This window comes from Nocardioides sp. Root140 (genome assembly GCF_001426745.1).
Classification (GTDB): Bacteria; Actinomycetota; Actinomycetes; order Propionibacteriales; family Nocardioidaceae; genus Nocardioides.
In genome coordinates, this window is record NZ_LMFI01000016.1 from 1 (window position 1) to 22,423 (window position 22,423).

The following is a 22,423-nucleotide window of genomic DNA, read 5'->3' on the forward strand; positions in this document are numbered from 1 at the left end:
TCACCACCAACACCTCGACGAAACCAGAGGCGCCCGCCCCGGGACCACCGGGACGGGCGCCTCACCCTGCCTCTTGACAGGAAGCAGCTACATATCAGGTGATAGAGAGACCCACTCAGGCCGGCGGCAGCGCCTCGACCGACTCCCGGGACTTCGCCACCGGGCGGCGTTCGGCGCTGACGATCAGAACCACGGAGGCGACCACGATGCCGCCGCCGACGAGCACCGGCGGTCCGATCGGTTCGGCGAGCACCAGCCAGCCGAGGCCCACCGCCACGACCGGATTGACGTACGCGTGCGTCGCGGTGAGGGAGAGCGGCACGTGGGTCAGCAGCCAGGTGAAGGCGAGGAAGCCGACGATCGAGACCGCCACGACGAGATAGCCGAGCGCGAACCAGGCCCGGGGCGAGTAGTCGATGCTGAACCGCTCCCCCGTGCCGATCGCCAGCGCACACGAGCAGGCAGCGGCGACGAGCTGCTGGTAGGCGGCGATGGTGAAGACATCCCGTGGCACCTTGAGCACCCCCTGCAGGTATGAGCCGACCGCCCACGCAACGCTCGAGCCCAGGCAGAGCACGACGCCGATCAGCGGCATCTCGCCCGTGACGCCCCGGCCGAGCGCCACCATCAGCACGAGCCCGGCGAAGCCGATGCCGACCCCGACCAGTGTCAGGCGTGCGGGACGGTCACCCGTCACCAGGCGGAGCAGCACCGCCCACGCGGGTACGGCGGCGACGATCAGGGCAGCCACTCCGGAAGGCAGGCCCTTGACCTGGGCCAGCGCCTGGAACCCGTTGCCGAGTCCGAGCAGCAGAACGCCGGTGACAACGAGCGCACCGAGCTGCGCCTTGGTGACGCGCAGCCCGGACCAGCCGCGGCGTACGGCGACGATGGCAACCAGGATCGTGCCCGCGAGGAGGAACCGCTGCGCCATGGCCTGGAACGGGTCCACCTCGTTGACCACGAGGCGGATCGCCAGGTAGACCGATCCCCACAGGATCCACACCGCCGCAAGGCAGAGGGCGAGGGTGGTCCGGTTGGTCCCGGGCGCCAGCTCAGGCACGGCGGCGCTGCCGGGCCGGGGAGCTCACGCGAAGTTCGGTGGACGCTTCGCGATGAACGCCGCGATGCCTTCCGCCGCCTCTCCGTCCTCGAAGAGTCCCTGCTCCTGCTTCGCCTCATAGGCGAAGCCCTGCTCCAGGGGCATCTCGAACGCGGCGTCGACGGTGCGTACGACGGCCAGCTGGGCCGGCAGCGAGGCGGTCACCAGCTCGGCGGCCAGCTCGAGAGCAGCCTTCTCGACGTCGCCGTCAGCGAGGCGGTCGACCAGGCCGATGGCGAGCGCCTCGTCGGCGCGCACCTGGCGGGCGGTGAGCATGATGTCGAGCGCACGGCCGCGCCCGACCAGTTGCGGCAGGCGTTGCGTCCCACCGGCTCCGGGGATCAGCCCGAGCTTCACCTCGGGAAGTCCCAGCTTTGCCTTGGGGCCGGCCACCCGCAGCGTGCAGGCCATCGCGAGCTCGAGTCCGCCACCGAGGGCCAGTCCGTCGACCGCGGCGATGGAGATCCAGGGAGAAGCCGCCAGCCGGTCGTTGACCGCACGCATCGTGTCGCCGTACGCCATGAACGACTCGGCGGTGATGGTCGACATGTGCTTGATGTCCGCGCCGGCAGCGAAGAACCCGTCGAGCGCAGAGGTGATCACCATGGCCTTGACGTCTCCGGCCGCCTGCGCGGCATCGATCGCCGCGTCCAGGCCCTCGAGGATCGGCAGCCCCAGCGCATTGGCCGGAGGCCTGGCCAGCGTCACGACAGTGATGCCGGGTGCCTCGGTTCGCCAGGTGACAACAGGTGCGTCGGACATGGGCCCTCACTTCGCCTTCGGATGCAGTGTGATGAATTTGGTCTGACCTTAACCGAGGACGCTCACCTGTGTCACGGGTCGACAAGAGCCCACTGTGGAGACTCCCACCGGTTCCGGAGCCCGGAACAGCCTGTTCTCCCGACGCTTCCGGCCTCCGACAGTGGGACCACGTCAGTCCAGCCTGAGGAGACCGTGGTGGAGACACAGACCGTGCAGAGGCCGACCTCTGCGGATTCGCTCGCGTTGCATCATGAGGTGGAGCAGTTCCTCTACCGGGAGGCGGACCTGCTCGACACCTGGCGCCTGCCCGAGTGGCTCGAGCTCTTCCTGCCCGAGGGCGTCTACCTCGTGCCCGCCACCGACAAGCCGGACGGCGACCCGGGGCGTGACCTCTTCATGGTCCAGGACGACAGGTTCCTGCTCGAGCAGCGGCTCAACTCCTTGATGAAGCGGTCGGCGCACGCGGAGTACCCGCACTCCCGCACGCGACGCATGGTCACCAACGTGCGCGCCACCGACCTCGGGGACGGCACTCTCGACATCCGCGCCAACTTCACCGTGCAGCGGATCCGCAACGGAGTGCTCGACACCTACGTCGGCCACTACGAGCACGTCGTGGTGCGCGATGACGACAAGGGATTCCTGTTCCGCACCCGACGGTGCGTGCTCGATCTCGACGCCCTCCGTCCCCACGGCAAGGTCAGCATCATCCTGTGAACCGGCTCGCAGGGAAGGTGGCGATCGTCACGGGAGCCAGCCCCAACATCGGCGGGACCCTCGCCGCTGGCCTGGCCGCGGAAGGGGCCCGGGTGCTGTGCGCCGACCTCGACCCCGACGTCGCCAAGGCCAGTGCAGCCCGCATCGAGGAAGCCGGCGGCGAGGCCGTGGCGATGTCGGGAGACGTCACCGACCCGGCCCATGCCGAGGAAGTGGTGGCCCGCGCCGTCGAGACCTGGGGTCGCGTCGACATCCTCGTCAACAATGCGGTGTTCTTCCAGCAACAGGGCCTGATGGACATGCCGTACGACGACTACCGGCGCCAGCTCGACGTGATCCTGGGTGGCTCGTTCCTGTTCTCCAGGGCGGCGGCCGCAGTCATGATCGAGGCCGGCACGGCGGGAAGCATCATCAACGTGCTCTCCACAGCGGCCTGGCAGGGCCAGCCCGGCAACATCGGCTACACCACCGGCAAGAGCGGGCTGATCAACTTCACCCGCTCGACCGCGATGGACCTGGCCCGGTACGGCGTCCGCGTGAACAGCTTCACCCCGACCGCCACGATGCCCACCGACCCCGAGGCGCGGGCCCAGCTGGAGGAGCTTCTGAGCCGCCCGGGCACGCGGTCGATGGACTTCAAGGCACAGTTGCCGCTCAACCGGCTGCCCACCCCCGAGGACTACGTGGGAGCCGTCGTCTATCTCGCCTCCGACGAGGCTTCGATGGTGACCGGCACGAACATCACGGTGGACGGCGGGGCCACGGCGAAGTACTGGCCCTGGCGCCCCCACGACTCCTGACCGCTTCAACACTGAATGAGGACGAGATGAACGACGTCATCATGATCGACCCGACGCGGTCGGCACTCGACACCGCGACGAGTCCGCTCCCGGTCCTCGAGATCTCCCTCCCGGGCACCCCGCACGGCGTCGTCCTGCTGTTCTGCGACATGGGAACCCTGGATCGCGATGCCGCGACCCGGATGAACCATCTGGCCGAGGACGGCTACGACACCCTCGCGGTGGAGGTGGGCGACGGTGTCCTCGAGGTCCTGCCCGTGCTGCTGCGGCGCGCAGCCGAGCGCGGTTGGTCGGCCGAGCAGGTGGCCGTGGTCGGCATCGGCACCGGTGGACGAGCCGCCCTCACGGTCGCCGCGCACGCCGAGCTCGCCGCGGCGATCAGCTTCTCTGCGCCCCTGCACGGATCAACACCGCACAAATCAACACCGCACGGATCACCACCGCACTCATCACCCCTGCCTGACCGGCCGGCGCGGACGCCGTGGTTGGGCCTCTTCGGCGCCGAGGACACCGCAGCGCCGGCAGACCGCGTGCGCACCCTTGCCGCCACGATGAGCTCTTCCGACGTCTTCACCAAGGTCGTCCGCTATCCCGGGGTCGGCCCGGACTTCCACGCCAGGCTGGACGACGGGCTGAACTACGCAGCGTCGTACGACGGGTGGCAGCGCACCGTCGAATGGCTCAATGCCCGCGTGGCGCCTCGCCTCTCGCCGCTGGCAATGGCGTGGCGCAGTCGCACGAGCTGAACGCCAACGACAAGGCGGAACATCGCAGTCATCAGGTGACTGCGATGTTCCGCCATGTGGGGAATCCGGTCGGTCAGGCCGGTGAGGCAGTTGCTGCCTCGGGCGCCTTGCGCGGTGCCTGGAACAGCTCTCCGAGGGGTTCCTTGTCCTCGGGCGGCAGCTTCTCGCCGGTGATGATCTCGTTCCAACGCCGCCACCAGGTGCGCATCTGCAGCTCGTCGGTGGTGTTGTTGACGGGCTTGTTCATGCCACGGGAGATGTCCGACCAGGGCAGCTCCTGGCGCCCGCCGTACCCGATCTGGCAGGTCTCGAGGGCCTCCACGTCGTCCGGGGAGGCGAGACCGCCCGGCCCCCAGAAGGTGAGGAAGTTGTCGAGGCGCTGCTTGCGGAGCTCGTCGCCCTCCTCGGGCGGTGCCAGCTCCCAGGCGGTGACCTCCATGTAGTCCGGGGAGATCGGGTCGATCTTGCGGACCACGACACCCATCACCAGGTCGATGATGACCAGGTTCGGGAAGATCACCAGGTTGCGGTTGCCCTTCATCCGGTCGACCCAGCCTTCGCCGTACAGCTCGCGGAACCGCTCGAACCTGGCGTCCCGCTCGACGGCGCCGGCCTCCGACAGGGGCCGTCCGAACAGGCCCTCGGTGGCCGGTGCCCCGGCGACCACGGCGTGGCCGTTGCCGAGGTCGATGCCGCGCGAGTCGCCCAGGGCTGACGGGTCCAGGCTGCCACGGGCGGCGAGGACCATCTCGAAGTAGCGCTGGTGCGTGGAGACCGCGTGGTAGCCGTCGTAGCTGTTCTCGACGAGCAGCTTCCAGTTCGCCTTCACCGAGTACTCATGGGTGCCCTCGAGGATCTCCATGCCCTGTTCGGACTGATCGCAGACGAGGTCGATGTAGTCCGTCGCTCCGGCCAGGTGGGTCTTCAGGTCCACGATGTCGGGATCGAAGCTGATGAAGACGAAACCGCGGTAGGAGTCGACCTTGGGTGGCGAGGCGAGGCCGGGCCGCTCGAAGTCCTCGCCGTACGACGCATCGCTGGGCATCGAGACCATCTCGCCGGCCGTGCTGAACGTCCAGCCGTGGTAGAAGCAGGTCAGGAACCTGGCGTTGCCGGAGGGCTCGCGGCAGAGCATCGCGCCACGGTGCGGACACGAGTTGATCCACACCTTGATCGCCCCCGACTTGTCGCGGGCGAAGATCAGCGGACGGCCGGCGACGTTGCGGGTCTTGAAGTCGTTCTTCTTCTTCAACTCGGTCTCGTGGCCGAGGTAGAGCCAGGTGTGGTTGAAGATCTTGTCCCGTTCCTGGGCGAAGACCTCCGGATCCACCATGACGTTGCGGTTCACTCGGAACCGCGGCATCTCCCGGTCGTCAATCACGTATTCGGACACCGCGCGACCCTCTCAATCTCTTGCACAGACTCTTTGGCTGGTTCCTTGAAGGTGCCCGAAGTCGCAGTTGGTGGCATCGCCACGTTCCGATCCCCGGAACTGCCGGTCTCGAGGTTCCAATGGCTGAAACCAGGCCTGTGTCGCAGTCGATGCGCCGCTGAGACTGAGGGTCCCCCGAACACCTGGAGAGGACGGACATGGAAGGCACCACGACGATGAACCGGCGCTTCGCCTGCACCACCGGAGACCTCGACCCGGGTGAGTCCATGACTGTCCCGGGCGAGGTCAAGATCGCTCTCCATCGCACCGAGGACGGCGAGTTCTTCGCCACCGCGGACACCTGCAGCCACGAGGAGTGGTCGCTCGGCGAGGACAGCGACCTGGAGGACGACGAGCTGATCTGCCCGCTGCACATGGCGCGCTTCAACCTGCGCACCGGGGAGCCCACGTGCTTCCCGGCCACGATCGCCTTGAAGACGTACGCCGTCGAGGTCGAGGGGGACGACGTCTATGTCGTCGCCTGACCCGACACTCGACACGGCGAACGACACCCGGAAGGTGCTCGTCGTCGGCGCTTCCGTCGCCGGCGTACGTACCGTCCAGGCACTGCGCAGCGCCGGCTTCACCGGAGTGATCACGGTGCTCGGGGCGGAGCGGCACTTCCCCTACGACAAGCCGCCCATCTCCAAGGAGATGCTGTCGTCCGAGAGCACCGGCGAACCTGTCCCGCTGCTCACCGAGGACGACGTGGCGAAGCTCGACGTCGAGCTGCGACTGGGCGCGGCCGCCGTACGGCTCGACCCCGCGGCGAAGGTCGTCACCACCGAGGACGGCGAGGCGCACGCGTACGACGTTCTGGTGATCGCCACCGGGGCGAGTGCCCGGAACCTGCCCAGTGGCGAGGGCCTGGCCGGCGTGCACACCCTGCGCAACGCCGAGGACGCCGTACAACTGAGGAGCGAGCTCGCCCCCGGACGGAAGGCCGTGGTCGTCGGAGCCGGCTTCATCGGTGCCGAGTTCGCCGCGGCGGCACGCGCCTGGGACGTCGACGTCACGGTCGTGGAGGCCCAGCCGATCCCCCTGGCCCACATCCTCGGCGACCGCATCGGCGCCGAGCTCGGGGGCCTGCACGAGCTCCACGGCGCAACCCTGATGACCGGTGTGACCACCAAGCGCCTCGTCGGTGAGACCAGGGTGGAGGCGGTCGAGCTCTCGGACGGCCGCACCCTGCCCGCGGACATCGTGGTCGTCGGTATCGGTGCCGAGCCGGCCACCGCCTGGCTCAAGGGATCCGGGCTCCCCGTCAGCAACGGCATCGACTGCGAGGCGTCCCTCGAGGTGACCGGCTTCCCGGACGTGTACGCCGCCGGGGACGTGGCACGGCCGCTGCACTTCCTCTACGGCGAGCCTGTGCGCATCGAGCACTGGACCAACGCCAACGACCACGCCGCCCTCGTGGCCTCGAGCATCCTCGGCACCCCCGTGCCGCGCCCCGCACTCCCCTACGTGTGGTCCGACCAGTACGGGCACCGCATCCAGATCATCGGCCTGCCCTCCCGGGGCGAGCTCGTGCTCACCCGGGGAAGCGCCGCGACCGGCAACCTCGTGGCGGCGTACGCCGGTCCGGACGGCGTCCTGGTGGGCGCACTGGTGCTCGGGAACCCACGGATGTTGATGAAGTGCCGCAAGGCCGTCATGAAGTCGGTGCACCACGCCGACTTCGAGCGCGACCTTCCCGCGGCTTCCTGACAGACCCAGACACGAGGAGAAGTGAGATGGCAGAGGTACTCGGAGTGGGCATCACCCACTACCCGCTGCTGGCCGGCGCGGACACGCACATGGCGAGCCTGCTCAAGACGGCACTGAAGGACCCCGACATTCCCGCCGAGAGGAAGGACCCGGCGAACTGGAACGACCTCGCCCGTCGGGAGTGGGGCGACGACGGCGGTGTCACCGCAGCTGCCGGCCACCGGGCCGCGCTGATGGAGGACCTCAAGGTCTGCCGCGAGGCGATCGACGAGTTCCAGCCCGACCTGCTCCTGGTGTGGGGCGACGACCAGTACGAGAACTTCCGCGAGGAGGTGATCCCGTCGTTCTGCGTGCTCGCCTACCCCGACACCGAGGTCGAGCCGTTCGGCGTGCTGGGCAAGATCATGGTGCCCAACTACTGGGGCCTGCCGGACGACACAAGCTTCACCATGCGCGGCAACCAGGACTACGCGAAGAAGCTGACCAGCGACGTTCTCAACTCAGGCGTCGACGTCGCCTACAGCTACGAGCAGCGCAAGGGCATCCATTTCCCGCATGCCTTCGCCAACACCCAGGTGTTCCTCGACTTCGACAACATCGGCAGGGAGTTCCCCTACCCGATCGTGCCGATGGCGGTGAACTGCTACGGCGAGCACGTGATCGCCCGCCGCGGCGGGATCGCCCGCTTTGCCGACATCGTCGACGAGGTCCTCGACCCGCCCGGCCCGACGCCGAAGCGCTGCTTCGAGTTCGGCAAGGCCGTGGGACGCTCGGTCATGGACAGCGACCTGAGGGTCGCCCTGGTCGCCTCCTCGAGCTGGTCGCACGCGTTCCTGCACGACAAGGGCTGGCACCTGCGCCCTGACACAGAGTCGGACCAGAAGTTCTACGACGCGATGCTCGCCGGTGACTACGACTACTGGGTCTCCCACACCAGCCGGCAGATCATCGACGCCGGGCAGCACGAGATGCTCAACTGGTTCTGCCTGCTCGGTGCGGTCTCCGAGCTCGGGATGGAGCTGGACTGGTCGGACTTCGTGCCCACCGAGATCTTCAACTCCAACAAGGCCTTCGCCCTGTTCCGTTAGATCTCCTTGGGGAACCAGTGCCCGCGGCCCTTGGCCAACCCGGCCTCCACGTCCTTGACCACCTTGGACGCGGTGTCCCTCAACGCCGACTCCAGCTGGGCCGGCATCGCGGTGCCGGTAGGGAAGCCCACCGACACCGCACCGATCGCGAACCCGTTCATGACGAGCCCCGTGGCGACACAGGAGAGGCCGAGCTGGGCCTCGTCGGTCTCGCGGGCGACGCCCTCGCCACGAGCGGTGCGCAGCTGGTCGACGAGGGTCGCCACGTCGGTGACCGACTGCGGTGTCATGCCCGGCATCGGGGAAGGCAGGAAGTCCGCCAGGTCGTCCAGGTTCTCGTGGGCCAACAGGATCTTGCCGATGGCCGTGCAGTTGGCCGGCAACCGTGACCCCACCTGGGCGATGGAGGACGGCGAGTCCGTGGGCGCCAGCTTTTCCAGGTAGACCACGTCGAACTCGCGCAGCACGGCGAACGCGACCGTCTGCCCGGTCCAGCGGTGCAGGTTGGCCAGGTAGGGCATCGCGAGGTCGCGCATGTATCCCGCCGGGGTCGACGCTCCGAGCTGGAGCAGGCCGACGCCGATCTTGTAGCCGGAACGATGGTGCTCCACCGCACCGAGGTCGACCAGCCGGGCCAGCAGTCGGTGAACCGTCGACTTGGGCAGGCCGGAGGCGCGGGAGAGCTCGCTGAGCGTCATCACCCGCTCGTGCGGGTTGAAGGCGTGCAGCAGGTCGAACGCCTTGGTCAGGATCGAAGGTGTCTCGGCGCCCTGGGGTCCCGATCCGTCAGCGCTGGAGCGGGTCATGGAGCCACCTCGGACGGGACACAGACGGGATTGTCAGAAGGTAAGCCTGCCGCGTCCCCTGCCACCACCCCATGCGAAGTTCCGACTGTCGGAACCTCCACTGTCACGTGGGCTGGCCAGTGCCTAGCGTCTCCACGTGCATCCTGTTCACGAGAACGGTGCCGCCCCGGCCGGGGTCGACATCCACGCCCACCACTTTGGTGCGGACGTCGCTGCTGCCGGGCTTCCCGACGACCCCCGCTGGCCACGCCTCGTCACGCACGGCGACGGCGCAGGTCAGATCATGCTGGGTGACCGCGTCTTCCGCCAGGTGCACGCCCCGTTGTGGGACACGGCCCAGCGGATCGCCGAGCTCGACGCGGCCGGGATCGGCGTACAGCTCATCTCGCCGACTCCGGTGATGCTCGCCTACTGGGCCGACGCGGAGCCGGCCGACGCCTACGCGCGGGCCACCAACGACTCCGTCGCCTCAGCCCTGGGCGAGTCCGGCGGGCGACTTGCCGGCCTCGGCACCGTCCCGCTCCCGTACGTCGACCGCGCCGTCGCCGAGCTGCGACGCTGTGTCGCCGACCTCGGGCTGGTCGGCGTCCAGATCGGTTCCCGGATCGCGGGGATGGAGCTCGACGACCCGGTGCTCCGGCCGTTCTTCCGGGCCGCGGACGAGCTGGACGCCGTGGTGTTCGTCCACCCGACCGACGGTGGCGGTGGTGTGATCCGGCGCGGGGGCCAGCCCTACGACTTCGGCCTCGGAATGACCACGGACACGGCGATCGCAGCCTCCGCCCTGGTCTTCGGCGGGGTGCTGCGTGAGTGTGTCGACCTGCGCGTGGTCCTGGCCCACGGATGTGGCACGTTCGCCTGGGCCTGGCCCCGCCTGCGCCTGGGCGCCGGCATCTTCACCGACGCCGCACCCGGCGAGCACGACGACCTCGTCGGCCGGCTGTGGGTCGACTCGCTGGTCTTCGACCCGGAGCACCTGCGCCTGCTGACCGAACGCTTCGGTGCCGGTCACGTGGTGCTCGGCACCGACTACCCCTTTGTCGCCGGCCAGCTCGACGGCGCCCGACGCTTCCTCGCCTCCGCCGTCGCCCGGGGAGCGCTGACCGGCACACAGGCCGCCGGCGTGCTGGGCGGGAACGGGCGCGAGCTCCTCAGGACCCGCACCAGACAAGGAGCCTGCCGATGAACGAGACCGACGTGGTGGTGGTCGGCGGGGGTCCGATCGGACTGATGACGGCTCTCGGCCTCGCTCGCGCGGGGGTCGAGGTGATGGTGGTCGACCCCGCCACCGAGCCCGAGGGATTCGGCTGGAGCGGCGTGCTGCACAACGCAGTGCTCCCCCACCTGGACTCTCTGGGCGTCCTCCCGGACGTCATCGTTGCGGGCTTCGCCGACCCGCTCTGGTCCCTGTCTGTCCTGCGCACCGGCGAGCAGATCGTCTTCGACCTCGGCGATCTCGCAGACCGCCTGGCCCACCCGTTCAACGTGTACGTCGAGTCGGCGCCGCTGATCGGGGTGCTCGAGTCGCATCTCGCCGTACAGCCCGGGGTCACCTGGCGACGTGGAGAGCAGGTGCTCGACGTACGGCAGGACGCCTCGGGTGTGGAGGTGGTCCTCGGAGCGGACGAGGCCCGGGTGCGCGCTGCGTGGATGGTAGGCGCGGACGGGGCCAACAGCGCCGTACGCCGTGCGGTGGGCCTCGGCTTCCCCGGCAGCACGTGGCCGGAGCGCTCCGTGGCCGCGCTGGTCGAGTACGACTTCGCCGAACTCGGCTACACCGCCTCGACCTTCCAGGTCGACGAGGTCAACGGGGCCGTGGTCCAGCGCGTCCGCGACGGCTTGTGGCGCTACACCTACGCCGAGGCACTGTTGCTTCCCGAGGCGGGCATCCGGGAACGCATGGAGAGGACACTCGGTGTCGTCATCCCCGGCTCTCGAGCCATGGTCGTCGACTGGACCTGGGCCCGAATGCACCAACGCACCGCATCGCGGTTCCGCGCCGGCCACGTGCTGCTGGCGGGAGAGTCCGCCCATGTCGCCAACCGGTTGACCGGCCACCGGTCCGTCAGCGGGTTCCTCGACTCCCGCGACGTGGTGGTGGCCCTGGCCGCGGTGCTGCGCGGCGATGCCGACGAGAGCATCCTCGACGGCTACGCGGAGAACCGGCGGCGACTGTTCCTCGACCACGCCTCACCGGCGAGCAAGAGGCGCATGCACCTGGTCACCGACCTCGCCGAAGGAACGTCGTACGCCGACGAGCTGGACGCGTTCCGAATGGCCAGGACTGACGCCGATTCGCACGAGGAGCTGGTGATGTTCGGTGTGGACGACCCGGAATCCGGCCACTCTTTCTAGCCGTTGGAACTCTCCGTTGTCGGTCCCTCCCCGCCTTCCTACGCTCGCAAGAGCACGCCAAGTCGTCCCGACGTCAGGAGAATCGCCGTGAGCACCGCCACCGCCCCGCTCGACCTTGCCGCCCTGGAGGCGGGTCAGTTCATCGACGCGAAGGGCACCTCGACCCACTACCACGACGTGGGAGAGGGCAAGCCGCTGCTGCTCCTGCACGGTTCCGGTCCCGGCGTCTCGGCCTGGGCCAACTGGCGGCACGCCATCCCCGCCCTGGCCGAGAGCCACCGCGTCATCGCCATGGACAGCGTCGGTTTCGGGCTGACCGAGCGTCCCGACTCAGTGCGCTACTCGCTGCGCACGTGGACCGACCACGTGTGGGACCTGCTCGACGCCCTCGGCATCGACCAGGTGTCGGTGGTCGGCAACTCACTCGGCGGACGGCTCGCACTGCAGATGGCCGAGGACCACCCCGAGCGCCTCGACCGCATCGTGCTGATGGGTGCGCCCGGGGTCGGCATGACCATGACCGAGGGCCTCAAGGCGCTGCGTGCCTACGAGCCCTCGCCGGAGGCGATGGAGTCCCTGCTCAAGAACCACTTCGCGGTGGACAAGTCGATCATCACCGACGACCTCGTGCAGATCAGGTACGAGGCGAGCGCCGCGCCCGGCGCGCACGAGGCCTATCGAAAGATGTTCTTCGACCCCGAGCACGCCGGCGGCGAGCTCGGCATCACCGAGGAGCAGGTGGCGAAGGTGACCATGCCGACCCTGCTCGTGCACGGCCTCGAGGACGCCGTCGTCCCCGTCGACGTGGCCTGGACGATGCTGCGCCTGCTCCCCGACGCGGACCTGCACGTCTTCGCGCGCTGCGGGCACTGGACCCAGATCGAGCGCTCAGCGGAGTTCAACGAGCTCGTGGCCGGTTTCGTGGGCTGAGAGCCCGGCCACCGCCCGGCGGGAGAACGACGTCGCGGAGCAGATTCCCCCGAGTGGCGCGACGACGTGTTCCCCGACCTCAGCGCAGCTGAACGCGACCCCGACGACGGACCGTCTCAGGGACGACGCGGGAACTGCGTGAAGTCAGGGGTGCGCCCCTCCTTGAACGCCTCCCGCCCCTCCTTGGCCTCCGCGTTGCCGTAGAACAGCAGGTTCGTGTCGTGGGCGAGCTGCTGGATGCCGGCGTAGCCGTCCTCGTGCGCATGGAAGCTGGCCTTCGACAACCGCAGGGCGTACGGCGAGAGGGCGAGCATCTCGCGACACCACTTCAGGGTCTCGGCCTCCAGCTCCTCGAGCGGTACGACGGTGTTGACCAAGCCCATGTCGAGCGCGGTCCGTGCGTCGTACTGCCGGCAGAGGAACCAGATCTCCTTGGCCTTCTTGGGCCCGACCAGGTCGGAGAGGATGCTCGACCCGAAGCCGCCGTCGAAGGAGCCCACCTTCGGACCGACCTGCCCGAAGCGGGCATTGTCGGCCGCGATCGTGAGATCACACACGAGATGCAGCACGTGGCCGCCACCGATCGCCCAGCCGGCCACCATCGCCACGATCGGCTTGGGGCAACGCCGCATGGCGACGTGCAGGTCGGTGACGTGGAAGCGGCCGGTGGCGCCGGGATCCAGTTGGTAGCCGCTGTCGCCGCGGACCCGCTGGTCCCCGCCCGAGCAGAAGGCCTTCTCCCCCGCGCCGGTCAGGATGATCACCCCGACCGACTCGTCCTCCCGGGCCCGCATCAGCGCGCGGTCGACCTCGACCAGCGTCTGGGGCCGGAAGGCGTTGTGGACCTCAGGCCGGTCGATCGTGATCTTGGCGATCCCGTCGTCGGTGGTCTCGTAGCGGATGTCCTCCCAGGTGCCCTGGGCCCGCCACACGGTGGTTTCACTCATGGCGTCATCATCCCTGAGCCCGGGGCACAGGACCGCCTCCGATCGAGGCCGTCACAGGAGAAGTCCACATCACCCCCGCGGCTCGAGCCCCTCGCCGAGTCCGGAGGGCAGGTGCGGCCCGATCGCGATGTGCTCGAAGAGTCCGAGCCCGACCGCGCCGTCGGAACGCACACCACGGCAGATCTGGTGCACGTGCACGTTCTCCCGGGCGGTGGGATGGAGGTCGGCGAGGTTCCAGTGGTCTGACCCGACGGCCGGGCCACCGTGGTCGGCACCGTGCGTCCAGGTCGGGTGCGAGTAGCCGAGCCCCTGCATCAGGAACGTCAGCGTGGGCTCGATCCGGATCCTCCGGTCGACAGCGCCACGCGGCCCCACGGTGAGGTCGACGAGGTGGGGTCGGCGGGTGCCGGCCACGTAGTCGATCTCGAAGTTGAACACGTCGCTGCGCGCGATGGCCTCCTCGACGCCGTACGCAGGGTCGTCGGGCCCGATGAACGGGAGTACGGCGACCGTGCGGGCCTCGCTGCGACCGTCCGGCATCTCGTTCACGGCCACCAGCAGGCACTCGTCCTCGAAGCGGAGCAGGGTCCACGCGAAGTAGATGTTGGACTTGGAGGCGGCCATGGTGTGCTCCCTCTTGGTGCCGGTCGTGCGACTACCCCACGAACGGTCGCGGAAGCCCCACCACTGGTCGCGGGTGACGTCGATGGTCTCCCCGTTGACAGTGAACTGGCCTTCGCAGTCGTTGAACTGCACCGTGCGGGTGCGTTCTGAGATGAGGGTGCCTTGGGAGTAGCGCTCCATCCGGCCGTCCTCGATCGTCTGGGTGACGCCGTGCCAGGTGAGGTCGGCGGCGACCCCGTCGTGTTCCTCGAGGACCACACGGAGTGTGCGCATCGGCTCGATCACCTCAATGCGCAGCGGACCGACCTGGGTGGTGCGGTCGCGCGGCATCGGCGCCGAGGCATAGACCGAATGCTGCTGGCCGCCCCGGGAGACGCTGAGTGCACCGTCGATGATGCCGCGGTTCGGATAGACACAGAGACCGACACCCAACTGCGTGGTGAGGTCGGTGTCGTGCATGGCCAGCCAGTGGCGGTCATAGCGCCCGGCATCCGCACCGATGGGATAGGCAATCGGATAGGAGGTCTGGTGGATCGGGAAGTCATCCCAGGGAGACAGCACGGTCAGTTCCTTCTGTTGGACGGACGGGTCAGGTGAATGCCAGGACGTCGTGGTCGATGGCGTGTTGGGCGCCGCGCTGCACCAGCGAGGCGAACATCTCGAAGCCGCGCTCTGTGGGTTGCACGAAGCCGAGGGCGGCGACCATGGCGAGCAAGACGGAGCCGCTGAGCCGGCGGTGCTCCTGCCAGGCCGTGTCGTGGTCCCAGCCGGTGACGCCGCGCTCGTGCAGCGCGTCGACGTGTCGGCCGACGAGTTCGCGCTCCACCGCGCGCCGCGGCTCCGGTTCGAGCGCCGAGCCGAGATAGAAGGCCAAGTCCCAGGCGGGCGTGGTCCAGGCCAGTGTCTGCCAGTCGACGAGCCAGGCGCCGTCGTCGCCCCACAACAGGTTGTCCAGACGGAGATCCTGGTGCACGAGCGTGCGGGGTCCGCCGACTGTGGCAGCCCAGTCGAGGACCTGCGCGCCGAAGCGCTGCACCATCTCCCGCTGCGCGGGATCCAGGCCGGCTCCGACCACGTCCCCGTGGCGCTGCCACGAGATCGCATAACGCTCGGACAGTCCCTCAATGTGGTCGTCGAGCCGGTTGTAGAACAGGTGCGCTCCACCCACCGAGTCGGCGTCGTCCCAGAACGGTGCCTGCAGCCCGGCGAGTTGCGAGGCCACCGAACGGGCCTGCTCGACGCTGCCGTCGCGCATCTGGTCGAGGGGTCTGGTGCGACCGCTGAGGTCCTCGAGCACGAGCCCGGGGTCGCCGGCTCCGTCCTGGACCAGGCCGAGCAGGCGCGGTGTGCGGACGTCGAGGTGCGGCAACAGGTCGCGATAGAAGCGCGATTCCCGTTCGTAGGCACCGATGCGAGCAGCGGTCGCGGCCGAGTCGGCGTCCGAGGACGGCATCTTGACGAAGACCGACCCCGGGCCCGGTTGCCCGTCGTACCGCAGTTCGACGCGGAAGCTGTCGGCGAGCTGGCCCGCGCCCAGCGGGACGGCCGCGACCTGCCGGATCCGTGACGCCTCGCCGAGGATGCCTCCCGCACGGAGGGCGGCATCCAGGTCGCGCGCCGTCGGCGCGGTGATGAGCGCGGTCAACGGGTCATCCCTCCAGGACGGTCACGGTGCCGGCGGTGCCGTCGACCTCGATCAGCGCGCCGTCGGGGATCTTGCGGGTGGCGTCCTCCAGTGCGACCACGCAGGGCGTGCCGAGTTCGCGGCAGACGATCGGGCCGTGCGAGAAGATGCCGCCGACCTCGGTGACCACACCCGCCGAGGTCAGGAACAACGGCGTCCACGCCGGGTCCGTCGTGGCCGCGACGAGGATGTCCTCGGCGTCGAGCTCGTCGACCTCGGTGGGACTGCTGATGATGCGTGCCCGCCCGCGGACGACGCCCGGGCTGCCGGCCGCTCCCCGCAGGACGGCGTCGTCGCGCGTCGCGACCTGCGCCCGGTCCGAGACCCGCTGCCAGGTCTCCCGGTCGGGCACGTCGCCGGTGACCATGAACGGTGGGATGTAGTCGTAGAGGGAGAGGTAGATCTTCTCCCGTTGGGCGATGAGGGAGGTCCAGGCGGACGGGTCCGCGACGAATTCGTCGAGCTCGGACTCGAGCAGCTGGAAGACCTGGAGGGGCGCCTCGAGGTGACCGGCCTCGTGGGCACGACGGCCCAGCTCCCGGGCGGTCATCCGCTGCTCGTGCAGCAGCATGGCCGCGGTGGTGCGCGTGCGCTCCCGGCCACGCACCCAGGTGCGTGCTGCGGCCACGGTCGCGTCCCAGCCGGCCACGTCGGCTTCGGCAAGCGAGTCGCGGACCTTGCTCGCCGCTGCGTCACGGGTCTCACCGGATGCGGCCATCCGGCCGCGCGCGTCGGCCTGCACTGCGCCGCGCCGCAGCCGGTCGACCAGGGCAAGGGGCAGGCGTACGTCGGTCTCCCAGGTCTCGCAGCGCAGCTCCCACTCCCCCTGGCCGCGGAAGCCCCAGTCGGCGCGCACCGCATCCAGCGCGGCCAGGACCTCGGCGGCCTCGGAGCCCAATTGCTGAAGGCGTTCGTGGAGTCCGTCGAGGCCCTCGTCGAAGGCGGCAACCACGGCCGGCGAGCGGCGTACGGCGGCAGCCACGTCGGCCAGCGCGACGGTCGGACCGGTCGAGTCGACCTCGCCCACACCACCGACCACCTCGAACGCGATGTCACTGTGTCCGGCCTGCGCAGCCAGTGCCATCACGGCACCCAGCGTGAAGCCGGTCTTGGAGGTGACCAGGGCATGCTGGCGGAACAGGTGGCGGAGCTCGGGGTTGAAGGAGCGGATCCGGTCCACCAGTTCGGTGTCGGTGAGCGCGGTCAGGTCCGGTCGGGCCGCGCGTGTCTCGAGGACCTTCTGGCGATCGGCGTCGAGGTCGCCCAGGCCGACGTCGCCGAGGACCTCCTTGTCCAGCCACTGCTGGACCTCGGCAGTGCGTTCCGGATCAACGTGCCAGTCCTCCTCGACGTACGGGAACGCCTTCGAGTCGACGCCGTAGGACAGGTCGAGCAGCTCGGGCGTGTAGCCGGGGACCCGGACGGCGAAGACCCGCAGGTAGGACATGTTGATGTAGACGTAGCCGCCCAGGAGACCCAGGAGCGCGAAGCGCACCTCGCCGTCGTAGATGTCGGGGCCCCACACCTTCGAGGCCACGAAGGCATCGCGGTAGCCGTCCTCGAAGTTCTGCAGGAAGCCGGTGGTGGCGTTCAGCGGGGTGATCGGGTCAGGGAAGACCTCACTGACGTTGCCCCTGGTGTGCACAGGAAAGCGTGGCGACGGATCGAAGTCCAGGATCCAGTCCATGGTGTCCTCTTTCAGTGGGTGACGGTCCCGAGAAGGTTGCGTTCGAGTGCTTCGAGGTCGGCCGGGTCCAGCCCGCCCGCCTCCAGGAGATAGCTGCGGGACCCGCCGTACTCCTCGTCGGCATGGGCCAGGGTTGCCTCCATCGCCTCGGGCGGTGACTCGAAGAGGACCCGCACGTCGTCGAGTGCGACGCCGAGCCCGTCGAAGACCTCGGCATGGAGTTCGACGCGGTTCGGCCGGAACTGCTGGGTCAACGCATAGTCCTGGACCACCAGCTCACGTGGCACGCCCAGCGCGTCGAGGACCAGGGCGATGGTGACCCCGGTCCGGTCCTTGCCCGCCGAGCAGTGCACCAGAATGGGCCCCTTCGCGGGGTCGGCCAGGACCCGGACCACTTCGCCGAGCACCGTGCCCTGGCGACGCAGGATGTCCTTGTAGAACGAAACCATGTCCGGGACCAGGAACGATGTGCTCGTCCCCGACAGCAGGTCGCCGAAGAAGTAGTTGTCGGTGCCCTCCCCGCCCTCGAGGATGGGCAGTGAGAGGACCTCGGCTCCCGTGGCCTCATGCCAGGCAGACGGGTCCTGCTCGTTCTCCTCGACGGAACGCAGGTCGATCACGGTGCGCAGCCCGAGCCCGACGAAATGCTCGGCGTGCACCTTCTCGAAGACACCGAGCGCCTCCTGCGCGCCGGGCCGGGAGAGTGCCTCGGAGCGGAAGACCCGGCCCGGCAGGATCATCCGTCCGTCCGTCGTCGGGTAGCCGCCGAGGTCCCGCAGGTTCGCCGTACCCGGGATCACGAGCCTGGTCGACGCGGGGTCGAAGGCAGTCACGCCGGACGACCTCACGGAGCCACCATCACCCTCAGTGCCTCGCCGGCCGCCTGTCGTCGGGCCACCTCGTTGATCTCGGCCAGCGGCACGACGCCGTCGACCATCCGGTCGAGCTGCAACTGTCCGGAGCGCCACAGCTCCACCATGCGCGGCAGCTCGAAGCGCATGTCGGAGGAGCCGTAGTAGGAGCCGAGCAGCGACTTCTGGTCGTGGAACAGCTCGGCAGCACTGAACTCCAGCATGTCGTCCGCACCACCGGCACCGACGACCACCACGCGGCCGCCACGGCGTACGGCGTCCCAGGCCTGGCGGATCGTCGTGGAGTGGGCGACGGCATCGATCGCGACGTCGTGGCCGACCCCGGACGGACTCTCTGCGAGCTGGGGATCGTCGGGAGCGAAGGCGCGCGTGGCACCGAGTTCGAGCGCGAGCTTGCGGCGGGACTCCTGTGGATCGACCGCCACCACGGTCCCGCCGGCAGCACGGGCACCTTGTACGGCGCTCATGCCGACCGCACCACAACCGATGACCAGGACCGTCTCGCCGGGCCGGACCCGGCCGGTGTTGATCGCCGCACCGAGGCCAGTGGGCACCGCGCAGCCCAGGAGGGCGGCGTACTCGAACGGGAGGTCGTCGGGGATCGGGATGACCGCATGCGCCGGGACCACCGACTCCTCGGCGAAGGTCGCCGTGCCGAGCCCCTGCATGATCGGGCGCCCCTGGGCGCTCAACGGCGCATCCGACTGGTCGAGCTCGCTGGAGCGCTTGCGGGTCGCACAGATGTAGGTCTCGCCGCGGACACAGAAGTAGCACCGGCCGCAGGCGGGCACCCAGGTGAGCAACACCCGCTCCCCCACCACGGTGGAGGTCACGCCGGGGCCGACCTCCACCACCTCACCGGCGCCCTCGTGGCCGAGGATGACCGGCATCGTCTGACCGAACTTCCCCCTCGACAACGAGAGATCGGTCTGGCAGACGCCGGCGGCACGGATCCGCACCACGACCTCGCCCGGCCCGGGGTCCCGACGGACGACGTCGTCCTGCACCTGGAACGGGCCACCGGCCTCCCAGCTCACTGCTGCATGCATCGTGCTTCCTCTCTTCAGGACGAGCGGGGTGTCAGGACGGCACCGGGTCGCCGAGGATCGCCTTGACCTCGAGGAACTCTTCGAGCGCGAAGGGCCCCATCTCCCGGCCCAGGCCGGATCGCTTGTAGCCACCGAACGGCGAGATCGGCAGCGGCGGCGTGCGGACGCCGTTGACGCGCACCTGGCCGGCCTTGATGCGTCGGGCCAGGCGGGCGGCACGCGCCTCGTCACCGGACCAGACCTCCGCGGAGAGTCCGTACTCGCTGTCGTTGGCCAGCCGGACGGCGTCGTCCTCGCCGCTGTGACCGAGCACCACGAGCACAGGCCCGAAGACCTCCTCGCGGACCACGGTCGCGTCCTCCGCGACGTCGGTGACGATCGCCGGGCGCACGAAGAGACCGTTCGGGTCGACGAGGTCGCCGCCATTCACGGTGGCGCCCTCGGCACGGGCCGCCTCGAGGAATCCGAGCACCTTGTCCCGCTGGACCGGCGAGGCCAGGGGCCCCATCGTCGTACCGTCCTCGAGTGGGTCGCCCAGGACGTAGGCGTTGGCGGCCTCGGTGGCGATGGCCACTGCCTCGGCGCGCCGGGCTTCGGGCACCAGCAGCCGGGTGGGCGCGTTGCACTTCTGGCCGGCATTGGTGAAGCAGTTCTTCACGGTGGTCCGTACTGCGGCCTCGAGGTCAGCGTCGTCGAGCACCACGGCCGGCGACTTGCCGCCGAGCTCGAGGGTGGCCCGCACCACCTGTTCGCCGGCAACGGCCCCGATGTGACGACCGATCTTCAGCGAGCCGGTGAAGGAGACCAGGTCGTAACCGCCGCCGCGCACCAGCGCCTCTCCGGTCTCGGCACCGGTGCCGGTGACCAGGTTGACCACTCCCGGTGGCAGGCTCACCTCTTCGCAGAGGCGGGCGATGAACACCGCGTTCAGCGGGGTCAGCTCCGCGGGCTTGAGCACCAAGGTGCAGCCGGCGGCCAAGGCCGGGGCCAGCTTGGCGATGATCTGGTGGACCGGGAAGTTCCAGGGCGTGATGCCGAGGACGACGCCGACAGCCTCACGGGTGATCGTGCTGCCGGAGGCGTCGCGGGACTCGAAGGCGAAGGTGCGCGCGATCTCCGCCGTGCTGCGCAGCACCTTGGCGGGCAGGGAGGCCTGCACGGCTCGCGACTCGGCCAAGGGCATCCCGATCTCGGACGAGGCCAACCGCGCGAGCTGCTCTCCGTGCGCCTCGAGGGCATCTGCCAGCGCGTCCAGGAAGTCTGCACGCTCGGCCGGCGGCCGTGCCGACCAGTCATCGAGTGCCGTCCTGGCGGCGGCCATGGCCCGGGCCCCGGTCTCTGCGTCCGCGTTCGGCACCCGGCCCATGACCGCCCCGTTCGCCGGGTTGACCACGGCGATCGACTCGCCGGGCACCTTCTCCCACTGTCCGCCGATGAACACGGCGTCCTGCGGGATCGTCAACGCTACGACACCTGCCTGCGTGGCGGTCATCAGCGTCACCGGCTCGCGCGCGTGACGGTGACGGGCATGGAGTTCCATCCCCGGAAGATGTTGTGCCTCAGGCGCTCCGCCTCGCCGGTCACCTCGAAGGTGAGCCTCCGGTCGCGGGCCTGCTTGAAGAAGTCACGGATCTCGGCCCGCGCGAGGTGCGCTCCGAGACAGAAGTGGATGCCCCACCCGAAGGTCAGGTGGTCGTTGGACTCGCGGTCGAGGCGGAACGTGTGCGGATCCTCGAACACCTCGGGGTCCCGGTTCGCCGAGTTGAACCAGAGCACGACCTTGTCGCCCCTGGCAATCTGCTTGTCACCGATGGTCAGGTCCTCGAGGGCCGTACGGCGCATCGCGGCCACCGCAGTGACGTGGCGCAGCGTCTCCTCGACCATCGGGTTGAGGAGTGACTCGTCCGCCAGCACCCGCTCCCAGGTGCCGGGGTGCTCGTGCAGGGCCAGGACTCCGCCGGACAGGGTGTGCCGGGTGGTCTCGTTGCCGGCCGCCACGAGCACGATGTAGTAGGCGGCGAGCTCCTCACGGGTGAGCAGCAGTCCGTCCTTCTTGCCGTTGGCCAGGATGCTGATCAGGTCGTTCTTCGGCTCGGCCCGACGCTGCTCGGTGAGCCCGTCGAAGTAGGACATCACCTCCTCGCGGGCTTCGGCGAGGGCTCCCTCGGCAACCGCGTGGTCGGGATCCGAGCTGGTCAGCCTGTTGGTCCAGTCGACCATCTTGGGCGCATCCCGCTCGGGCACGCCCATGACCTGCGAGAGCACCAGCATCGGCAGACGCGCGGAGACCAGATCGACCAGGTCGAAGCTGCCATGCTCCTCCGCCTCGTCGAGCAGCAGCGCGCAGGAGCGGTCGATCACGTCCTGCCACTCGCGGATCTTGGTGGCACGCAGGTGCGAGATGGAGATCTTGCGCAGCTTGGCGTGCTCGGGGTCGTCCATGTTGTGCAGGCTGGAGGCCCCCTTGCCCTCCACCTTGCGGTCGACGATCTGGGTGCCGTCCGCCGACGACAGCTGGGCGGCATTGGTGGCACCCGCGCGTACGTCGGCATAGCGGGTCAGGGCCCAGAAGCCGGGGCCGTTCTCCGACGGTTCGTTCCAGTGCACCGGGTCCTCGGACCGGAGATGGTCAAAGGCGGCGTCCTCCTGGTTGGAGACGAACAGGTCGAGGTCCATCAGGTCGACCTTGGGACGTGCTTCGGAGATGGTCATTTCGGGCCTCCGGGCTCCGCTGAGGGGTACGGCGCCCATCACTCCGGCGCCTTCACAAGCAAGATTGGGGCCTCTGTCATTAAATGTCAACCATTGATACGGTCAGACCACCATGGTTCGTGGAGACACCTCCCGAACCCCTCGGCCCCGCCAGGAGGAGCACCATGAAGATCAGCATCGACCGCGAGAAGTGCGCCTCACTCGGCGTGTGCGAGTCCATCTCCCCCGACCACTTCGAGATCAATGACGACGGCGACCTCGACGTACTGCGCGCAGACGTCGCGGGAGACGAGGCCGCGCTGATCCAGCGCGCGGTGACCAGCTGCCCGTCCGGCGCACTCAGCCTCGTGGAGGACTGAACGCGACCAGACAGGGTCGGCACCGGCGACCCGGTGCCGAC

Annotated in this window: 22 protein-coding genes; 10 read left to right on the plus strand and 12 right to left on the minus strand. The window is 69.1% G+C overall.

Going from position 1 to position 22,423, the window contains the following annotated elements:
- Positions 1-115: 115 nt before the first annotated feature.
- Positions 116-1,063 (minus strand): EamA family transporter, encoded by a 948-nt coding sequence (locus ASD30_RS23995; protein ID WP_056688283.1) that lies wholly within the window; start codon positions 1,061-1,063, stop codon positions 116-118.
- A gap of 24 nt (positions 1,064-1,087) precedes the next feature.
- On the minus strand, positions 1,088-1,864 hold the full coding sequence (locus ASD30_RS24000) for an enoyl-CoA hydratase/isomerase family protein (RefSeq protein ID WP_056688287.1): 777 nt from the start codon (positions 1,862-1,864) through the stop codon (positions 1,088-1,090).
- Positions 1,865-2,059: 195 nt separating this feature from the next.
- Here ASD30_RS24000 and ASD30_RS24005 point away from each other — a divergent pair, with 195 nt between their 5' ends.
- From ASD30_RS24005 to ASD30_RS24015, 3 genes are read left to right on the plus strand one after another with little or no spacing between them, the layout of a single operon-like run.
- A complete protein-coding gene (locus tag ASD30_RS24005; RefSeq protein ID WP_235532668.1) occupies positions 2,060-2,581 on the plus strand; it encodes an aromatic-ring-hydroxylating dioxygenase subunit beta in 522 nt (173 codons plus the stop codon).
- The gene (locus tag ASD30_RS24010; RefSeq protein ID WP_056688290.1) at positions 2,578-3,381 is read left to right on the plus strand and encodes an SDR family NAD(P)-dependent oxidoreductase; all 804 of its coding nucleotides are present in this window, start codon (positions 2,578-2,580) and stop codon (positions 3,379-3,381) included. The genes ASD30_RS24005 and ASD30_RS24010 overlap by 4 nt, the downstream gene beginning before the upstream one ends.
- A 26-nt stretch (positions 3,382-3,407) precedes the next feature.
- Positions 3,408-4,127, plus strand: coding sequence for a dienelactone hydrolase family protein (locus tag ASD30_RS24015; RefSeq protein WP_056688293.1), 720 nt, complete (start codon positions 3,408-3,410; stop codon positions 4,125-4,127).
- A 73-nt stretch (positions 4,128-4,200) separates the two neighbouring features.
- Here the strand turns inward: ASD30_RS24015 and ASD30_RS24020 are convergent, their stop codons facing one another.
- Positions 4,201-5,520 (minus strand): aromatic ring-hydroxylating oxygenase subunit alpha, encoded by a 1,320-nt coding sequence (locus tag ASD30_RS24020; RefSeq protein ID WP_056688296.1) that lies wholly within the window; start codon positions 5,518-5,520, stop codon positions 4,201-4,203.
- A gap of 197 nt (positions 5,521-5,717) precedes the next feature.
- On the opposite strand from ASD30_RS24020, the gene ASD30_RS24025 reads away from it, so the two are divergent.
- The 3 genes from ASD30_RS24025 to ASD30_RS24035 are packed head-to-tail and all read left to right on the plus strand — an operon-like array spanning position 5,718 to position 8,357.
- Positions 5,718-6,044, plus strand: a complete 327-nt coding sequence (locus ASD30_RS24025) for a non-heme iron oxygenase ferredoxin subunit (protein WP_056688299.1) — start codon at positions 5,718-5,720, stop codon at positions 6,042-6,044.
- Positions 6,031-7,269, plus strand: a complete 1,239-nt coding sequence (locus tag ASD30_RS24030; RefSeq protein ID WP_056688302.1) for an NAD(P)/FAD-dependent oxidoreductase — start codon at positions 6,031-6,033, stop codon at positions 7,267-7,269. Before ASD30_RS24025 ends, ASD30_RS24030 begins: the two co-directional genes overlap by 14 nt.
- Positions 7,270-7,295: 26 nt before the next feature.
- Positions 7,296-8,357, plus strand: coding sequence for an extradiol ring-cleavage dioxygenase (locus tag ASD30_RS24035; protein ID WP_056688305.1), 1,062 nt, complete (start codon positions 7,296-7,298; stop codon positions 8,355-8,357).
- Here the strand turns inward: ASD30_RS24035 and ASD30_RS24040 are convergent.
- On the minus strand, positions 8,354-9,163 hold the full coding sequence (locus tag ASD30_RS24040; RefSeq protein ID WP_056688307.1) for an IclR family transcriptional regulator: 810 nt from the start codon (positions 9,161-9,163) through the stop codon (positions 8,354-8,356). The two genes, ASD30_RS24035 and ASD30_RS24040, sit on opposite strands and share 4 nt — an antisense overlap.
- A gap of 136 nt (positions 9,164-9,299) precedes the next feature.
- Here ASD30_RS24040 and ASD30_RS24045 point away from each other — a divergent pair, with 136 nt between their 5' ends.
- From ASD30_RS24045 to ASD30_RS24055, 3 genes are all read left to right on the plus strand, one after another.
- Complete coding sequence (locus tag ASD30_RS24045) at positions 9,300-10,349, plus strand: amidohydrolase family protein (RefSeq protein ID WP_056688310.1); 1,050 nt, start codon at positions 9,300-9,302, stop codon at positions 10,347-10,349.
- On the plus strand, positions 10,346-11,518 hold the full coding sequence (locus tag ASD30_RS24050) for an FAD-dependent oxidoreductase (protein WP_056688313.1): 1,173 nt from the start codon (positions 10,346-10,348) through the stop codon (positions 11,516-11,518). Before ASD30_RS24045 ends, ASD30_RS24050 begins: the two co-directional genes overlap by 4 nt.
- Before the next feature lie 87 nt (positions 11,519-11,605).
- Positions 11,606-12,448: an alpha/beta fold hydrolase gene (locus tag ASD30_RS24055; RefSeq protein ID WP_056688316.1), complete on the plus strand. Its 843-nt coding sequence runs from the start codon at positions 11,606-11,608 to the stop codon at positions 12,446-12,448.
- A gap of 116 nt (positions 12,449-12,564) precedes the next feature.
- Here the strand turns inward: ASD30_RS24055 and menB are convergent, their stop codons facing one another.
- The 8 genes from menB to ASD30_RS24095 all read right to left on the minus strand — a co-directional run bounded on the left by menB (position 12,565) and on the right by ASD30_RS24095 (position 22,023).
- Positions 12,565-13,395, minus strand: coding sequence for a 1,4-dihydroxy-2-naphthoyl-CoA synthase (menB, locus tag ASD30_RS24060; RefSeq protein ID WP_056688318.1), 831 nt, complete (start codon positions 13,393-13,395; stop codon positions 12,565-12,567).
- A gap of 69 nt (positions 13,396-13,464) precedes the next feature.
- Positions 13,465-14,580 carry a hypothetical protein gene (locus ASD30_RS24065; protein WP_056688320.1) on the minus strand — a complete coding sequence of 372 codons (1,116 nt, stop codon included), beginning with the start codon at positions 14,578-14,580 and terminating at the stop codon, positions 13,465-13,467.
- Positions 14,581-14,608: 28 nt separating this feature from the next.
- A complete protein-coding gene (locus tag ASD30_RS24070) occupies positions 14,609-15,664 on the minus strand; it encodes a phosphotransferase family protein (RefSeq protein WP_056688323.1) in 1,056 nt (351 codons plus the stop codon).
- Between the two features lie 4 nt (positions 15,665-15,668).
- Positions 15,669-17,390 (minus strand): PEP-utilizing enzyme, encoded by a 1,722-nt coding sequence (locus tag ASD30_RS24075; RefSeq protein ID WP_056688326.1) that lies wholly within the window; start codon positions 17,388-17,390, stop codon positions 15,669-15,671.
- Positions 17,391-17,401: 11 nt separating this feature from the next.
- Complete coding sequence (locus ASD30_RS24080) at positions 17,402-18,223, minus strand: tyrosine-protein phosphatase (RefSeq protein WP_162251052.1); 822 nt, start codon at positions 18,221-18,223, stop codon at positions 17,402-17,404.
- Positions 18,224-18,234: 11 nt separating this feature from the next.
- Positions 18,235-19,311, minus strand: coding sequence for an alcohol dehydrogenase catalytic domain-containing protein (locus tag ASD30_RS24085; protein ID WP_056688331.1), 1,077 nt, complete (start codon positions 19,309-19,311; stop codon positions 18,235-18,237).
- 31 nt (positions 19,312-19,342) lie between these two features.
- Positions 19,343-20,851, minus strand: coding sequence for an aldehyde dehydrogenase family protein (locus tag ASD30_RS24090; RefSeq protein WP_200951241.1), 1,509 nt, complete (start codon positions 20,849-20,851; stop codon positions 19,343-19,345).
- Positions 20,809-22,023, minus strand: coding sequence for a cytochrome P450 (locus tag ASD30_RS24095; RefSeq protein ID WP_056688333.1), 1,215 nt, complete (start codon positions 22,021-22,023; stop codon positions 20,809-20,811). The genes ASD30_RS24090 and ASD30_RS24095 overlap by 43 nt, the downstream gene beginning before the upstream one ends.
- A gap of 164 nt (positions 22,024-22,187) precedes the next feature.
- Between ASD30_RS24095 and ASD30_RS24100 the strand changes: the two genes are divergently transcribed.
- Complete coding sequence (locus tag ASD30_RS24100; RefSeq protein WP_056688336.1) at positions 22,188-22,382, plus strand: ferredoxin; 195 nt, start codon at positions 22,188-22,190, stop codon at positions 22,380-22,382.
- Positions 22,383-22,423: the final 41 nt, after the last annotated feature.

Bases quoted from the DNA above. Each gene is read 5' to 3' on its own strand.
- ASD30_RS24030 (WP_056688302.1), top strand. From the start codon at position 6,031: ATGTCGTCGCCTGACCCGACACTCGACACGGCGAACGACACCCGGAAG.
- ASD30_RS24085 (WP_056688331.1), bottom strand. From the start codon at position 19,311: ATGCATGCAGCAGTGAGCTGGGAGGCCGGTGGCCCGTTCCAGGTGCAG.
- ASD30_RS24015 (WP_056688293.1), top strand. From the start codon at position 3,408: ATGAACGACGTCATCATGATCGACCCGACGCGGTCGGCACTCGACACC.
- ASD30_RS24000 (WP_056688287.1), bottom strand. From the start codon at position 1,864: ATGTCCGACGCACCTGTTGTCACCTGGCGAACCGAGGCACCCGGCATC.
- ASD30_RS24050 (WP_056688313.1), top strand. From the start codon at position 10,346: ATGAACGAGACCGACGTGGTGGTGGTCGGCGGGGGTCCGATCGGACTG.
- ASD30_RS24025 (WP_056688299.1), top strand. From the start codon at position 5,718: ATGGAAGGCACCACGACGATGAACCGGCGCTTCGCCTGCACCACCGGA.
- ASD30_RS24035 (WP_056688305.1), top strand. From the start codon at position 7,296: ATGGCAGAGGTACTCGGAGTGGGCATCACCCACTACCCGCTGCTGGCC.
- ASD30_RS24100 (WP_056688336.1), top strand. From the start codon at position 22,188: ATGAAGATCAGCATCGACCGCGAGAAGTGCGCCTCACTCGGCGTGTGC.
- ASD30_RS24090 (WP_200951241.1), bottom strand. From the start codon at position 20,851: ATGGAACTCCATGCCCGTCACCGTCACGCGCGCGAGCCGGTGACGCTG.
- ASD30_RS24040 (WP_056688307.1), bottom strand. From the start codon at position 9,163: ATGACCCGCTCCAGCGCTGACGGATCGGGACCCCAGGGCGCCGAGACA.
- ASD30_RS24075 (WP_056688326.1), bottom strand. From the start codon at position 17,390: ATGGACTGGATCCTGGACTTCGATCCGTCGCCACGCTTTCCTGTGCAC.
- menB (WP_056688318.1), bottom strand. From the start codon at position 13,395: ATGAGTGAAACCACCGTGTGGCGGGCCCAGGGCACCTGGGAGGACATC.
- ASD30_RS24095 (WP_056688333.1), bottom strand. From the start codon at position 22,023: ATGACCATCTCCGAAGCACGTCCCAAGGTCGACCTGATGGACCTCGAC.